This is a genomic window from Stakelama pacifica (genome assembly GCF_004361835.1).
GTDB classification, from domain to species: Bacteria; Pseudomonadota; Alphaproteobacteria; order Sphingomonadales; family Sphingomonadaceae; genus Sphingomonas; species Sphingomonas pacifica.
Window position 1 is genome coordinate 18,878 of the sequence record NZ_SNWD01000019.1, and the last position, 14,581, is coordinate 33,458.

Annotated in this window: 17 protein-coding genes; 8 read left to right on the plus strand and 9 right to left on the minus strand. The window is 65.4% G+C overall.

Annotated elements, in window-relative coordinates; translation table 11 throughout:
• Positions 1-24: 24 nt before the first annotated feature.
• Complete coding sequence (locus EV664_RS17840) at positions 25-924, minus strand: DUF1259 domain-containing protein (protein ID WP_018251370.1); 900 nt, start codon at positions 922-924, stop codon at positions 25-27.
• 16 nt (positions 925-940) lie between these two features.
• Entirely contained in the window at positions 941-1,063 is a 123-nt protein-coding gene (locus tag EV664_RS19695; protein ID WP_267903937.1) for a hypothetical protein, read from the minus strand.
• A gap of 94 nt (positions 1,064-1,157) precedes the next feature.
• Here EV664_RS19695 and EV664_RS17845 point away from each other — a divergent pair, with 94 nt between their 5' ends.
• On the plus strand, positions 1,158-2,108 hold the full coding sequence (locus EV664_RS17845; protein ID WP_018251372.1) for a chromate resistance protein ChrB domain-containing protein: 951 nt from the start codon (positions 1,158-1,160) through the stop codon (positions 2,106-2,108).
• Positions 2,105-3,514 (plus strand): chromate efflux transporter, encoded by a 1,410-nt coding sequence (gene chrA, locus EV664_RS17850; RefSeq protein ID WP_018251373.1) that lies wholly within the window; start codon positions 2,105-2,107, stop codon positions 3,512-3,514. The genes EV664_RS17845 and chrA overlap by 4 nt, the downstream gene beginning before the upstream one ends.
• Here the strand turns inward: chrA and EV664_RS17855 are convergent.
• The 3 genes from EV664_RS17855 to EV664_RS17865 are packed head-to-tail and all read right to left on the minus strand — an operon-like array spanning position 3,511 to position 5,089.
• Positions 3,511-3,861 carry a DUF3147 family protein gene (locus EV664_RS17855; protein ID WP_018251374.1) on the minus strand — a complete coding sequence of 117 codons (351 nt, stop codon included), beginning with the start codon at positions 3,859-3,861 and terminating at the stop codon, positions 3,511-3,513. The two genes, chrA and EV664_RS17855, sit on opposite strands and share 4 nt — an antisense overlap.
• Entirely contained in the window at positions 3,861-4,802 is a 942-nt protein-coding gene (gene dmeF, locus EV664_RS17860) for a CDF family Co(II)/Ni(II) efflux transporter DmeF (protein WP_018251375.1), read from the minus strand. The genes EV664_RS17855 and dmeF overlap by 1 nt, the downstream gene beginning before the upstream one ends.
• 11 nt (positions 4,803-4,813) lie before the next feature.
• A complete protein-coding gene (locus EV664_RS17865) occupies positions 4,814-5,089 on the minus strand; it encodes a metal/formaldehyde-sensitive transcriptional repressor (protein WP_018251376.1) in 276 nt (91 codons plus the stop codon).
• A gap of 180 nt (positions 5,090-5,269) precedes the next feature.
• Between EV664_RS17865 and EV664_RS17870 the strand changes: the two genes are divergently transcribed.
• The 5 genes from EV664_RS17870 to EV664_RS17890 are packed head-to-tail and all read left to right on the plus strand — an operon-like array spanning position 5,270 to position 8,524.
• Positions 5,270-5,887 carry a recombinase family protein gene (locus EV664_RS17870; RefSeq protein ID WP_018251367.1) on the plus strand — a complete coding sequence of 206 codons (618 nt, stop codon included), beginning with the start codon at positions 5,270-5,272 and terminating at the stop codon, positions 5,885-5,887.
• Complete coding sequence (locus EV664_RS17875) at positions 5,884-6,525, plus strand: histidine phosphatase family protein (RefSeq protein ID WP_018251366.1); 642 nt, start codon at positions 5,884-5,886, stop codon at positions 6,523-6,525. Before EV664_RS17870 ends, EV664_RS17875 begins: the two co-directional genes overlap by 4 nt.
• 44 nt (positions 6,526-6,569) lie before the next feature.
• Positions 6,570-7,217 carry a ParA family protein gene (locus EV664_RS17880; protein WP_018251365.1) on the plus strand — a complete coding sequence of 216 codons (648 nt, stop codon included), beginning with the start codon at positions 6,570-6,572 and terminating at the stop codon, positions 7,215-7,217.
• Positions 7,218-7,252: 35 nt separating this feature from the next.
• On the plus strand, positions 7,253-7,516 hold the full coding sequence (locus tag EV664_RS17885; RefSeq protein WP_133497063.1) for a ribbon-helix-helix domain-containing protein: 264 nt from the start codon (positions 7,253-7,255) through the stop codon (positions 7,514-7,516).
• A 54-nt stretch (positions 7,517-7,570) separates the two neighbouring features.
• Entirely contained in the window at positions 7,571-8,524 is a 954-nt protein-coding gene (locus EV664_RS17890; RefSeq protein WP_018251363.1) for a replication initiator protein A, read from the plus strand.
• A 137-nt stretch (positions 8,525-8,661) separates the two neighbouring features.
• On the opposite strand, the gene EV664_RS17895 is transcribed toward EV664_RS17890, so the two are convergent.
• Together EV664_RS17895 and EV664_RS17900 are read right to left on the minus strand one after the other, a co-directional pair.
• Entirely contained in the window at positions 8,662-8,928 is a 267-nt protein-coding gene (locus EV664_RS17895; RefSeq protein WP_037529330.1) for a hypothetical protein, read from the minus strand.
• 20 nt (positions 8,929-8,948) lie between these two features.
• A complete protein-coding gene (locus EV664_RS17900) occupies positions 8,949-9,512 on the minus strand; it encodes a recombinase family protein (RefSeq protein ID WP_056496550.1) in 564 nt (187 codons plus the stop codon).
• A 138-nt stretch (positions 9,513-9,650) separates the two neighbouring features.
• Here EV664_RS17900 and EV664_RS17905 point away from each other — a divergent pair, with 138 nt between their 5' ends.
• The gene (locus tag EV664_RS17905; protein WP_056496545.1) at positions 9,651-12,608 is read left to right on the plus strand and encodes a Tn3 family transposase; all 2,958 of its coding nucleotides are present in this window, start codon (positions 9,651-9,653) and stop codon (positions 12,606-12,608) included.
• Positions 12,609-12,809: 201 nt separating this feature from the next.
• Here EV664_RS17905 and EV664_RS17910 read toward each other — a convergent pair whose 3' ends face one another.
• Both EV664_RS17910 and EV664_RS17915 read right to left on the minus strand, forming a co-directional pair.
• Positions 12,810-13,292, minus strand: coding sequence for a c-type cytochrome (locus EV664_RS17910; RefSeq protein ID WP_037529331.1), 483 nt, complete (start codon positions 13,290-13,292; stop codon positions 12,810-12,812).
• A gap of 12 nt (positions 13,293-13,304) precedes the next feature.
• The gene (locus EV664_RS17915; RefSeq protein WP_133497064.1) at positions 13,305-14,540 is read right to left on the minus strand and encodes a molybdopterin-dependent oxidoreductase; all 1,236 of its coding nucleotides are present in this window, start codon (positions 14,538-14,540) and stop codon (positions 13,305-13,307) included.
• Positions 14,541-14,581 lie beyond the last annotated feature (41 nt).

Genomic DNA, 14,581 nt, shown 5'->3' on the forward strand with positions numbered 1-14,581 from the left:
CCCGAAAAGCCGATCGCCTGATCGTCAGCTTCGTTGCAGGTTCATTTTGTCAAGGGCAGCGCGCAGGCCGCGGGCGAGCTTGGCTGCATCCTGGTTCGCCCAAAAGTGCATGAAGAACAGGCGCGGCTCGTCGTTCAGCATGTGATTGTGCAGTGCCGTAACTTCGATCCCGCTGGCGCGCAGCGCGCGCATGACCGGATCGACCTCGCTCGCTACCAGCACGAAATCGCCGGTGATCGCGGCCTTGCCGCCCCCGGTCGGCTGGAAGTTGATCGCGGTCGCGGTTCCCATCGTGGGCGGCGTGACCATACCGGCATCCATCAACCTTTCCGCGCGCGGGAAGCTGTATTGGAGGACGCCGCCATTCGGCTTGCCCTTGGCCCCCATCACGCCGTCAAGTGCGGCCGTGTTGAGATCGACGGGCGGCGAGCTGCCGGCCCCGGCTGAGGGCGGTTGCGAGTCCCTGGACGGCGCGGCGAGCGGGGTGCGGCTTTCCGCCAGCGCGGCGCGCAACGCGGTCGCGAGCTTCACCGGGTCGCCATGCCCGGCGATGTGCAGGTACATGGTGGCGGGCGCGGAGCGCAGCAGGTGATTGTGGAGCGCGGTGATCGTGAAGCCGCCGGCCAAGAGGCGGCTTATCACCGGGTTCACCTCCTCGTGCGTCAGCACCAGGTCGCCCATCACCATAGTGTCGTCACCCATCGGCTGGAACGCCGCCCAGGAGCCGAGCGCCAGTGCTGGCTTGATCGCCACGCCGTCGAGAGTGACGTGCAGGTCGGAGCGCGGGAAGCCGTAGCGATGGACACCGCCCGCCTGTTCGGTGCCCGGTCGGCCGAGCGCAGCATCGACCTTGTTCCAGTCGGGCGCGGCCCAGGCCGGGGCGGCGAGCGCGGCGAGAACGCCGGCCAGAAGGGGTTTCATCATCCAATCTCTCCTATCATCAGCGCCGGCACGGATAGGCTTCGCGCAACGCGACGGTCTCCCCGCGCTGCGCGTGCGCCGCGGTAGGAGCGATCCCGCCCGAGACGAGCAGCGCCAGCATGGTCCCGGTCAGACGTGACATCGCCCTCTCCTCGCGCGTTCGCCAACCCAAGCATGTCTATGGTTGCATGAACGATGATGCAACCGTTACACTCCAAAATCCGGATGATACAGTTATGACGAACGCCGAACCCAGCCCTTGGTTGCTGTTGATCCCGCAGCTTCCCGCCAAGCCCGCCTATTTGCGGGTGAAGGTGTGGCGGCGTTTGCAGGCGATCGGGGCCGCGCCGCTCAAGAACGCGGTCCACGCGCTCCCCAACCGCGCCGACACTCGCGCGCTGTTCGAGGATTTGCACCGCGAGATTGCCGACAATGGCGGCGAGGCGCTGATCCTAGAGGCGCGGCTGGTAGGTGGCATCGGTGACCCCGAGCTTCGCGGAACTTTCGACGCGGCGCGCGATGCCGATTACGAGGAGCTGGCGCGCGAGGCGCGGACCTTGGCGGAAGGCGAGTATGTTCCCCCCGGCGAGGTTCGCCGGTTGCGCCGCCGGCTGGACGAGATCGCCGCGATCGACTTCTTCGGCGCGCACGGGCGGCAAACGGCCGAGGCGGCGCTTGCCCCGGCGGAAGCCCGGGCGGGCCAGCACCCCGACGTGACCGGGCCGGGCGCGCCCGAGCTGGCCCAGGCCGAGCTTCGCGGGCGCACCTGGGTCACGCGCGTCCACATCCACGTCGACCGCATCGCGTCAGCGTGGTTGATCCGGCGCTTCATCGACCCGGACGCGACCTTCAAGTTCGTGGAGGGCAAGGGTTACGCCCCCGAGCCCGGCGAGCTGCGCTTCGACATGGCGGACGCCGAGTTCACGCACGAAGGCGACCGCTGCACCTTCGAGACGCTGGTGTTCCGCCGAGGGCTCGACGGCGACCCGGCGCTCGTCGCGCTGTCGGAGATCATCCACGACCTCGACATCGCCGACGACAAGTTCGGCCGGCCGGAGACGGCCGGCGTCAGCGCGCTGATCGAGGGGATATGCGCCGCCACGCCCGACGACCCCGACCGGCTCGCGCGAGGCGCGGGCGCGCTCGACGGCTTCTACGCCCACTTCACCAGGCGACGAGGAGAATGACGATGGAGGCGACCGCGACCGCGCCGATCGCAGGCCCGAGCCCGCGGGATCACGGCATCCCCTTCGGCGAAGCGCTGCGGGTCTGGGCCAAGGTTGCCGCCTTAAGCTTCGGCGGCCCGGCCGGCCAGATCGCGATGATGCACCGCGTGCTGGTCGAGGAGCGGCGATGGATCGGCGAGGAGCGGTTCCTTCACGCGCTCAACTATTGCATGTTGCTGCCCGGCCCCGAGGCGCAGCAGCTCGCCATCTACATCGGCTGGCTGCTCCACAAGACCAAGGGCGGGCTTGTCGCTGGCGCGCTGTTCGTGCTCCCCGGCCTGGTCGCGATCATGGCGCTGAGCTGGGTCTATGCGCTGTTCGGCAACGTCCCCTTTGTTGAGGCGCTGTTCTTCGGCTTGAAGGCCGCCGTGCTCGCGATCGTGCTTCAGGCCGTCGTGCGCATCGGCTCGCGCGCGCTGAAGAACAACGTCATGCGCGGGATCGCGGCGGCATCGTTCGTGGCGATCTTCTTCCTTGGCGTTCCTTTCCCGATCATCATTCTTGCGGCCGCCATCGCCGGCTTCCTTGGCGGGCGCGCACGCCACCCCGCCTTCATGGGCGGGGGCAGCCACGGTGCATCGGGCGGCAAGATCGTCCGCGATGCCGAAACCGCGCTTGGCGAGCACGTCCCCGACCACGCCCGCCCCAGCCTCGCATGGTCGCTCCGGATCAGCGGTGCGCTCCTCGCGCTGTGGCTCGCGCCGATTGCGGCGCTGCTCGCGTCAGTCGGACCGGGCAATGTGTTCACGCAGATCGCGCTGTTCTTCTCCAAGATGGCGGTGGTGACGTTCGGGGGCGCTTACGCCGTGCTCGCCTATGTCGCTCAGCAGGCCGTCGAAAACTACGGCTGGCTTCGTCCCGGCGAGATGCTGGACGGACTTGGCATGGCGGAGACGACGCCGGGGCCGCTGATCATCGTGACGCAGTTCGTCGGCTTCATGGGCGCGTTCCGGCAAGCGACCGGCTTGCCCCCGCTGCTCGCCGCCACCTTGGGGGGCTTGCTCACGACCTGGGTGACGTTCGTGCCTTGCTTCCTCTGGATCTTCCTGGGCGCGCCGTTCATCGAGAAGCTGCGCGGTAACAAGGCGCTGTCGGCCGCGCTCGCCGCCATCACCGCAGCCGTGGTCGGCGTGGTGCTCAATCTGGCGGTGTGGTTCGCGCTCCACACCCTGTTTCACCAAGTCCGCGCCCTGCCGATCGCCGGCAGGACGCTGGACGTGCCGGTGTTGTCCACCCTCGACCCGGCCGCGCTAGCGTTGACCGTCGCGGCCCTGGTCGCGATGTTCCGGTTCAAGTCGGGCGTGATCCCGACCTTAGGCGCGTGCGCTGCGGCGGGCGTCGCGCTTCGCTTGTCCGGGCTCGCTTAGAGCTGGAGCCCGAAGCGCGGCCCCACCCACGTCATCGCGAGGTAGAGCGCAACCGTGAGGAGACACCCCGAGGCGAGCGCCAGCCAGAACGGCGCGCCGCGGTTGAGCATCGCCGCAATGAGTAGGAACATCGGCAAGGACGGCAGCACGTACCAGAAGGTCGCGCCGGCATGGGCCGCCATGCGCGCCCGATCGTGCGTGTCGCGCCAGAGCCAGATCATGCCCAGCACCGAGACGAGCGGGAGCGAGGCGATCAGCGCGCCGAAACCGGGGCTGCGCTTGGCGATCTCCGACACGGCGACGATGATGACGGCCGATATGCCGGCCTTGAGAAGCAGGTAGAGCATCAGCGCACCTCGACCGTGAGGTGCGCCAGCTCGTGAACCGGCGCGAGCCGCTGGCGGACCAGCTCGCCATTCCGAACGCCGGCGACGCTGACGATCGCCGCGTGCGCTTCCGGTCCGACCTTCCAGACGTGCAGGTCGGTCACTCGGGCGTCGCCGGGAGCTTCGACCAGCTCGCGCACCTCGTCGGCGACATGCGCGTCGGTGCGATCGAGCAGGACGGCGGCCGTGTCGCGCATCAGGCTCCATGACCAGCGGGCGATGACGACCGCGCCGACGATCCCCATGACCGGGTCCATCCAGACCCAGCCGAGATACCGGCCGGCGAGCAGCGCCGCGATGGCGAGGACCGAGGTGAGCGCGTCGGCGAGGACATGAACATAGGCCGAGCGGAGGTTGTTGTCGCCGCCGTGAGAGCCGTGGGCGTGCGCATGATCGTGCCCGTGGTGATGATCGTGCCCGGGCCCGTGCCCGTGATGGTGGTGACCGCTCGAGAGCAGAAAGGCGCTGGCGATGTTCACACCTAGGCCGACGACGGCAATGATCGTGGCCTCCCCGAATGCGACCGTGATGGGCTGAAACAGGCGCAGCACCGATTCCACCCCGATCCCGAGCGCGATCAGGCCGAGCACCATGGCCGAGGCGAAACCGGCGAGGTCGCCAACCTTGCCGGTGCCGAAGCTATAGGCCGGGTTGCGCGCGTGACGCTTGGCATACGCATAAGCCGCCGCAGCGACCGAGAGCGCGCCGGCGTGCGTCGCCATGTGGAACCCGTCCGCGAGCAGCGCCATCGAGCCGGTCAGGTATCCGGCGATGATTTCGCCGACCATCATCACGGCTGTGAGTGCGACCACCCACAGGGTTCGGCGGGCGTTCTCGTCGTGCGAGCTGCCCAGGAAAACGTGATCGTGGGCAAAGCGGTCGATTTCGGAAGCGGTAGGCATCGAGCACAATCCTACTTGGCGTAACGGCGGATCACCGCCAGCAGCTCGTCGGCTCCGTGGGCGCGCTCCTCGTCCGTCAGCCCCGACCGAGCAACGTGCGCTTCCAGGTGTTCGGCGATAATTTCGTCCATCAGCCCGTTCACCGCGCCGCGGACGGCCGCGACCAAGTGCAGAACCGTCGCGCAGGAGTCGCCTGACGTGAGGCCGCGTTCGACGGCCCCGACTTGGCCGGCGATACGACGCACGCGTGCGATCAGGTCGGCGTTGGAACCGGAGAGATGAGCCATATACCCCCCTCCCCTATGCCGGGCAGATCGCAAGAACAACCCGGCGCATTACCGCTGTTCAGAAAACGGCCGTTTGATGCACACCATCGGCAGCAGCAGGAAAGCTGGCGTTTCGCGGCATTGAATTGTTCAATAACCCGTGCGAAAAACTGCGATCAGAAAACCCCTGTCGCAGGTTGAATGTTGAACATGGCTGCCACCCCCCTGCCCGGCCAGGCTGGCACACGTCGGATCGGATATGCGCGCGTGTCCACCGCCGACCAGGACCTCGCTCCGCAACTTGACGTGCTGCGCGCCAAGGGATGCGAGCCGATCTATTCGGAGCACGCATCCGGCAAGCACGCCGACCGGCCCGAGCTGGCGCAGGCGATGAAGGCCTTGCGTGCCGGCGACACGCTGGTGGTGTGGCGGCTCGACCGGCTTGGCCGATCGCTCCCGGACCTGATCGCGACAGTGAACGAGCTGGCAAGCCGCGGCATCGCGTTTGAGAGCGTCACCGAGGCGATCGACACGACCACGGCATCAGGCAAGTTGGTGTTCAATATCTTCGCCAGCCTCGCTGACTTCGAGCGCCACCTTATCGGCGAACGTACCCGTGCCGGTCTGGCGGCAGGGCGCGCCCGCGGACGCATGGGCGGGCGCCCCCCTGCCCTCACCTCCCGGCAGCTCCGCGAAGCCCGGTTGCTGTTGACCGACCCCGACGCGACCGTGACAGCCGTAGCCGAAAGGTACGGCGTGAGCCGCACGACGCTCTACAAGGGATTGCGGGAGCTGGCGGACAAGGAGGCGGCGGCATGAGGGCCGTATTCATCCGTCACGGGCAGAGCACCGGCAACGCCGGCGTGCCCTGCCATGACCTCGCATCCATCGAGCTGACCGAGCTGGGATGGCGTCAGGCGCGGGAGGTAGCGCGGGCTTGGACCGAGACGCCCAGCCTGATCGTGACCTCTCCCTATCTTCGCACCCGTCAGACGGCCGAGGCGACGATCCAGCGCTTTCCGGTCGTCCCGGTGGAGGTGTGGCCGATCGAGGAGTTTACCTATCTCCAGCCCTCCCAGTGGAACGGCACACGCAGCAGCGAGCGAATGCCCCATCTGGAGCGGTACTGGACCGACGCCGATCCCGCCTATTGCGACGGGGAGGGTGCGGAGAGCTTCGGGGCATTGCTTCGCCGTGCTGAAGCGGTGCTGGCACGGCTTGCCGCCCTGCCCTCCCCCGGCCTCGCCTATGTGTTCAGCCACGGGCAGTTCATCCAGGCGGTGCGTGCGGTCGTGACAGAAAGCACGCTGGACGATCGTGGCAAGATGCTGGGCTTCTGGCGAAAGGGTGAGCCGCCTGCGATCGGCAACGCGGAGCTGGTGCACTTCGCATTATCGGATGCAGGTTGGAGCCACGAACCACCGGGCGCGAGTCACAGCAGGGTTGTGCCATTCTGATATTGTGCATAACGTCACAGTATCAGAAATGAAGGTGTGCACACGTGCAGATTATCACACTTGCAGCGCAAAAGGGCGGAGTCGGTAAAACGACGCTGGCAGTAAATCTTGCGGTCGCCGCTCAGGCGGCCGGGATCAGGACGGCGCTGTTTGACCTTGATCCGCAGGAAAGCGCAACGGCGTGGAGCGAACGGCGTGAGGCCGAGCTGCCCCATGTGGAGCCGATCAGCGCGCGCCGGCTCGACCAAGCGATAGATGCTGCCGAAGCAAACGGGTTTGCTCTGACCATCATCGACACGCCACCGGCTGCCGGTGCGGAAGCCGCAGCCGCAGCCCAGCGCGCGGACCTCGTGGTGATCCCTTGCCGTCCCTCGCTTATCGACCTGGATGCGATCAAGCGGACTGCCCAACTCATCACCAGCACCGGGCGGGCAGGCGTTGTTGTGCTGAACGCCGCTCCCCCAACTGCGTCCACATTGCTGGACGACGCGCGGACACTTGCCGAAGCGACCGGCCTCCGGGTTGCGCGCACCGTTCTACGAGAGCGTAGCGCCTATCGTGCAGCTTGGCCCTACGGGTTGGGCGTCATCGAGCATGAGCCAAAAGGCAAGGCTGCCCAAGAGGTTGCAGCCTTGCAGAAGCACCTCCTTGATGATTTGATAAATTGCACACCTGCAAACGTGAAGGCTTGAACATGGCGAAGCGGACATCTCTGTTGGCCCCGGCAGTGGCGCCACAAACCCGTCGCGAGGCAGAGGCGGATAATTCGCCGATCGCAACTCCGGTGTCGTCGGCGAGCAGCGCCCGATCGAGCGGGAAGCGGCCAGGCAAATACCATCTCGGTGCCTATTTCGACCCGGCGGACCCCACGGCCGAGGCCTTCCGGGTCTTGGCGGCACGAACGAGGCGCAGCCATCAGGACCTTCTCGCCGAAGCGATCAGCGAACTGGTCGCCAAGTACGATGCTGATCGGCAATTTGGCCGTGCGTGATAGTGTGCACACCTGCACATCCCCAAGTGTGCAGGATGGCAGGATTGATGCTGCATGACCAAACGCCCGAACCCTAATCCTGAGTTCGACCTGTTTATCCCGCTGATGGGCGATCTTCCGCTGAAGGACCAGCGGGAGACGATGGAGCGGCCGTTCTTCTCGCTTCAGAAGCGCAAGCGGGTGAAGCCGATCGAATATAGCAGTCCGGATGGCGAAACGTGGGTGAAGATCGAGGCGATCCCGGCATATGGCATGGCGACGATATGGGACGCCGATATTCTCATATGGGCAGCCTCGACACTCAACCGGATGCGGGAGCAGGGGGTCAACGATCTTCCGCGGACGCTTAGAACCACGTCCTATGACCTGCTAAGGGCGATCAAGCGCGACACTAGCGGCCGGGCCTATCAGGAGTTGCAAGCCGCGCTCCAGCGGCTTCAGACGACCTCCATATCGACGTCTATCCGTGCGCCGAAGCGGCGCACCAAGGCCGGCTTCAATTGGCTCGACAAGTGGACGCTGGAGGTGGACCCCGACACGGATCAGCCCCGGGGCATGACAATCACCCTATCGGACTGGGTCTATGAGGGCATCATGGGAGAGCGGTCGCTGCTCACCATGCACCAGGACTATTTCCTGCTGACTGGCGGGCTAGAGCGCGCCTTGTACCGCATCGCACGCAAACATGCCGGCAACCAAAAGGGTGGGTGGACGTGCCGGGTGGAGGTGCTGCGCGACAAAACCGGCAGCGACAGCAAGCCCAAGGAGTTCAACAGGATGCTTCGCAAAGTCGTGGAGGCCGACCAGCTTCCCGATTACACTATGGAGATGGCAGCCACGGCAGACGGCAGCCCTGCCGTGTTGTTCCGCCTACGCGGCGAAGCCGAGGCACTGGCGCTGGCCGCTAGGTTGGAGGCCGAGCAAGAGCGGCGGAGCCGAGTCGAAGCCGATCGACGCCGCGCGGCCGAGGTGGACGATCTTATGGACAAGCTCGCTCGCGGGCGCTGACTATCGTGGTTTCACACACCGGGGTGCCACGAGGAAACTCATAGGCGCTCCAAGCTGGCGCTCCACACATAGGGGTCACTGCACGAAAGTGAAGTTTACGTACGCTAGGATCGAACGAACGGCGAACGCGGACGGTCCTAACGTCTGAAGGGAATGACGACAGCCTGATCGAGGAAGACGCGCATGCCTTCTTCTTTAACGGTCTGGCGGAAGGCGGCATGAGCCGCATCGTCGGTCGCGAAGAGGTCATCCCACACCGTGGACGTTCCATTCTCATTTTCCACTTCGAGCGACCAACCCGGCTCATTCTCGAGCCTTATGATATTTACACTCACGGTGATGCCCTGCTCTGTAACGACGCCGGATAGGCTCGAAGTGACGATGTTGGGGTCGCGTTCGTGCATCACTCTTTCCTCATGCTTTGCTACGGTTTGGCAGCGGCGCCTTCGAGCGCCTTGTAGAGCGCTGTTTTACCGACTTTGAGCCGCGTGGCCGCCTCCCGGACCGTCAGGCCTGCCGCGATATGATCGCGCGCCTTGCGCAATTTGTCAGGCGTGATGACCGGACGCCGACCGCCAAGGCTCCCCCGTTCCCGCGCAGCCTTCAAGCCGGCGTTGGTGCGCTCGCGGATCAGGTCGCGCTCGAACTGGGCGAGCGAGCCGAAGATGTTGAACACGAGCATCCCGCCCGACGTGGTGGTGTCGATCTGCTCGGTGAGCGATCGGAAACCAACGCCACGCGCGGCCAGTTCGCCGACCTTTTCGATCAGGTGGCTCATTGAGCGACCGAGGCGGTCCAGCTTCCATACAACTAGCGTGTCACCGCCACGTAGATAGGCCAGGGCCTCGGCAAGCCCCGGCCTATCAGTTTTAGCGCCGGACGCATGGTCGTCGAAGATGCGCTCGCATCCGGCCGCGTTGAGCGCGTCGTTCTGTAGCGCCAGCTTCTGGTCGCCGGTCGATACCCGCGCATAGCCGATCAGCGCCACGGTCGGTTCCGATCTGTCCGTTGTCCCATCGATTTGCATTCTTGTCCGAATCGCCATCGCGGGTCCAGAGTTGACGGACATATTCATGCTGGCCGCCAGAGGACCGTCTGACGGACAGTGCGGGAAAGGTCGTGACGCATGGCAAGACGGCAGTTGCTGACACGCGAAGCGCTCGGCTCACATTACGATCCTCCAACCGACGAACGGGAGATCGCCCGTCACTTTACCCTCAGCCGTGAGGATCTCGATCTTGTCAGCGAACGACGTGGAGCGCCAAGCCGCCTCGGGTTCGCGCTGCTGCTGCTTTACATGCGTTGGCCGGGCCGCGTGCTGGAAGCCGGTGAGAAACCGCCGAGTGCCATCCTCGCCTTTGTCGGCGATCAGGTCGACGCGCCGGCAAAGGCGTTCGACGATTACGCCCGTCGCGATGAAACCCGCCGCGGGCATCTCGCCGATCTCATGCAGCGGTTCGGCTATACCGCTTTCGACCGTAACCACTTTCGCGAGATCGTGGCGTTCGCGATGCCGGTCGCGCAGACCGTCGCGCAGCCTCTCTTGCTTGCCGGCACCGTGATCGACGAGTTGCGTCGGCGACGGGTACTACTGCCGCCCCCGGCTGTCATCGAGGCAATCGTCAGGCACGCGCGCCAGCAGGCCGAACAACTCACCCATGAAATCCTGACCAGCGGCATTGAGCCTGACAAGCTCACGATGCTCGATGCCTTGCTGACCCGGCGGTCGGATCAGGGAACGACATGGCTGGCCTGGCTGCGCAATGCGCCGCAATCACCGGCACCGCGCAACATCCTGCGGCTGCTGGAACGGCTCGATCATGTCCGCAACCTCGGCCTCGACCTTGCGCGCGCCGCCATGATCCCATCAGCGACATTCGACCGGCTTGCCGACGAGGCGGTACGGATCACGCCGCAGCACCTCGGCGAACTGACCCCGCTACGCCGCCATGCGACACTGGCGGCCGCAACAATCCGCCTTGAGGAAAGCCTCACCGACGCGACGCTCACCATGTTCGATAAGCTTCTCGGCAGCATGGTACGCCGGGCGGAAAACCGAACGCGCGACAAGGCAATCAGGACGGTGCGCGAGATGCAGGGGCATCTGCGCACCCTGACCAACAGTTGCCGCGTGCTCATCGACGCACACGCCAAGGGTATCGACTCCCTCGCGCGTCTCGGCCCGTTCGACTGGGAACGGTTCGGCTCCGCCGTCGATCAGGCGGAAGTCCTGGTCCGCCCCGAGACGATCGACCGCACGGCCGAACTTATTGAGCGGCATCGCACGGTGAAGTTGTTCGCCGGGCAGTTCCTGCGGGCGTTCGAGTTTCGCGGTGCCGGGCCGGTGCAGGGAATTCTCGACGCGCTCGCCATCATCGCTGATCTCTACCATACTGGAAAACGACGCCTGCCTGACAAGGTGCCGCTGCGCTTCGTGCCGGCGGGCTGGCGTCCATTCGTAATCCGTAACGGTGTCGTTGATCGCGCGGCCTATGAACTCTGCGCACTGTCTCAGCTTCGCGATCGGCTGCGGGCCGGCGATATCTGGGTGGCAGGTAGCCGACAGTTTCGGGATTTCGACAGCTATCTCATTCCGCCCGCTACCTTCGCAGCGTTGCGCGAGAAGGGGCCACTTCCGCTCGCGATCGCGACCGGGTTCGTATCTCATATCGAGGATCGCCGTGAACGCCTGAACCGCGCGATCGAACGGGTAACGGTGCTGGCCCGGCAGGGCGAACTGCCGCAGGTCCGGCTCGACGAAAACGGGCTGATGATCTCCCCTTTGAAGGCGATCACACCGCCCGCCGCAGAGGTCGCCCGCCGCACCGCCTATGACCGTCTCCCCCGCGTGAAAATCACGGATATCCTGCTCGATGTGGATACGTGGACCGGCTTCGGCGACTGTTTTACCCACCGGCGATCAGGCCGTCCGGCCGACGACCGTAATGCGTTGCTGACCGTGATCCTTGCCGATGGCATCAATCTCGGCCTGACCCGCATGGCGGACAGTTGCCGTGGTGCCAGTCTGCGCCAACTCGCGCATCTGCATGACTGGCACATCAGCGAAGCCGCCTATGGCGAGGCGCTCGGACGACTGATCGAGGCGCATCGCGCGATGCCGCTTGCCGGATTATGGGGCAGCGGCATCAGCTCGTCGAGCGACGGACAGCAATTCCATGCCGGCGGGCGGGGCGCTGCGATCAGCGATATCAACGCGCGCAACGGCAACGAACCCGGTGTGTCGTTCTACACTCATATCTCGGACCAGTATGACCCGTTCGGCTCGCGCGTGATCGCCGCGACCGCGGGCGAGGCTCCCTATGTCCTCGACGGTTTGCTGTATCACCAGACCGGGTTGTCGATCGAAGAGCATTATACCGATACGGGCGGCGCGTCCGACCATGTGTTCGGGCTGATGCCGTTCTTCGGCTACCGCTTCGCGCCACGCTTGCGTGATATCAAGGAGCGCCGCCTGCACCTCCTGCCCGGGCAGGAAGCGGGGCCGTTGCTTGCCGGCATGGTTGGCGATCCGATCGCGCACGACCACTTAGCCGCGCATTGGGACGAACTGCTGCGGCTCGCCACCTCGATCCGAACCGGAACCGTCACCGCGTCGGCTATGCTGCGCAAGCTGTCCGCCTATCCGCGCCAGAACGGTCTGGCATTAGCGCTGCGCGAGCTCGGACGGCTCGAACGCTCGATCTTCATGCTCGACTGGTTGCAGGACATTGATCTGCGCAGGCGCACCCAGGCGGGGCTGAACAAGGGGGAGGCGCGCAACGCGCTTGCCCGCGCATTGTTCTTCAACCAGCTCGGCGAGCTGCGCGACCGCCAGTTCGAAAATCAGTCTTACCGCGCCTCCGGCCTCAACTTGCTGGTCGCCGCGATCATCCTGTGGAACACACGCTATCTCGAACGGTCACTGGCCGACATGGGAGCGCCGGACGATATTGCCCGCCATATCGCACCGCTGGGCTGGGAGCATATCGCGCTCACCGGCGACTATAGCTGGGAGCGGGACGATAGGCCGGCACCGGATCAGCTCAGGCCGCTACGCATCTCGCCCTCGCTCTTGGCAGCTTAGCCCTTTGTATGACCTGATACGCCCAAGTCGGTGATAGCGAGTAAATTGACCGTTCTCGAAAGCGGACATTTCGAACCACGGTTCTGACACTTCGCGCCGCGCAAGAATACGTGGGCCTGCGGCAGCTTCACAACCGTCCGGTTATGACACCAGCGACTTTCCCGATTGAGATGGTATTTTGGGATTATGGAAGTGGCTCGGTTAGCCGGTTCCACCTGAAACATCGGGAGCCACCTTGGGGTCGGGGTCCTGCGCCTTGCCGGTTGCGGGTGCCGCCTTCTGATGCGGCATGGCGGTGAGATAGGCGACGATTGCGTCGACGTCCTTCTCGGCCACCGGCGCCTTATACACCTCGCGCATCTTGGTGACGGTCGCCTTCCACTGAGCCGCCGATAGCGCAGGCTGGGTCAGCGCCATACTGGCCGAGTGGCATGAGGTGCAGTTGGCGTTGATGACGTCGGCGTGCGGACCATCGGGATAGCTCGCGTCGTCGACCGGCAGGTCGACGCTGGTCGAGGTAAGCGAGAAGCCGCGGGCCGACACGCTGACGGGGGGCGCCGGCTCGGACGTCTCGGAGATCGGGGCAGACGCCTTGCGGCTGCTCGGCGCACCTATCGAGATGAGGATGATACCGGTCAGGCCGATCAGGCCAGCGGCCATGATGCCGGGAGACGGGGTCTTCATGCTACTCGCTCCTCAGGCCGCAATGATGGTGGTGGTTTCGATGTTGCCGCGCATGAACCCGCCGGGGTTCCAGATCGGCTTCATCGGCTGGGCGACACCGTTGGCGTTCCAGCAGCGCACCATGATGGGGTTGGGACCGCGCCTAAGCGGCACGCGACCATCCCAGCGCCGGAAGCTATACTTGCCCTCGTCCGCTCCGAGCGTCGTCCTGTACCAAGTGCGGCCACCATCGGATGAGACATCGACCTTGGCGACGCCGCAGTCGCCGCCCATCGCGATCCCGCCAACCGGGATGGACGCTTCATAGGCGATCGCCTGGCCATCCGGCAGGCTGGTCATCCAGCTGCGCGGGATCATGCGATTGATCGGCACGGTCGGGAAGTCCTTGGCACCGGGCGCGACATTCGCGCCGGGTGTAGCCGGTATCTTGTAGGCCTTGGCCATCCAATACTGGTCGTCAGGGCCGGGCAGTACCTCGATCGCGTTCAGCATCTTGACCCAGTAGGTCGAATACCAGCCCGGGACGATCAGCCGGCAGGGAAAGCCGTTGAGGAGCGGCAGCTGCTCGCCGTTCATGCCGAAGGCGATCATCACTTCGCCGTCGCGGGCATGGTCGATGTCGAGCGCCTTCTCGAAGTCAGGGGCGCCCGCCACGACCGGCTGATCGAGCGCACCGAAGCGCACCTGCACCGCGCCTGGCTTGACCCCGGCGAGGTCGAGCACGTCGCGCAGGCGCACACCGAGCCATTTGGCATTGCCCATCGCGCCGTTGCCCCATTGCGCGCCGGCGACACGCGGCTGGAACAGCCCACGGCTGTTTCCCGAGCATTGGTTGACCGCCGCCATCTCGACCCGCGGCAGGCGCAGCAGCTGGGCGAGGCTGATCGACAGCGGTCGGTTGACGTGGCCGAAGACGTTGAGGCGGAAAGTCTCGACATCGATCGAGGTCGGAATGTCGGCCCAGTGCCAGCGGACGAAGAACTGGTCGTTGGGCGTGAACACCGACTTGTCGAACACCTCCATCGGCGTTTCCAGCAAGGGCGGATGGACACGCTGGAGGATCATGCTGCCCTTGCCGGGAAAGGCGCTGGTCATCGGCCGCTCGGCATTGCCGCCGGGCAGCTTCAGGTCGACGAGTTGCTGCGCCAGCGCAGGTGCAGCGGCGAGGCCAGCGGTGCCGAGCACCGCGTGGCTGAGAAAGCGGCGACGGCTGGTCTCACCCGCCAGCGCGGCGTCAGAATTGTACATGACAAGGCTCTCCTATGGCCAGCCACGCTGGCGGATCGAAG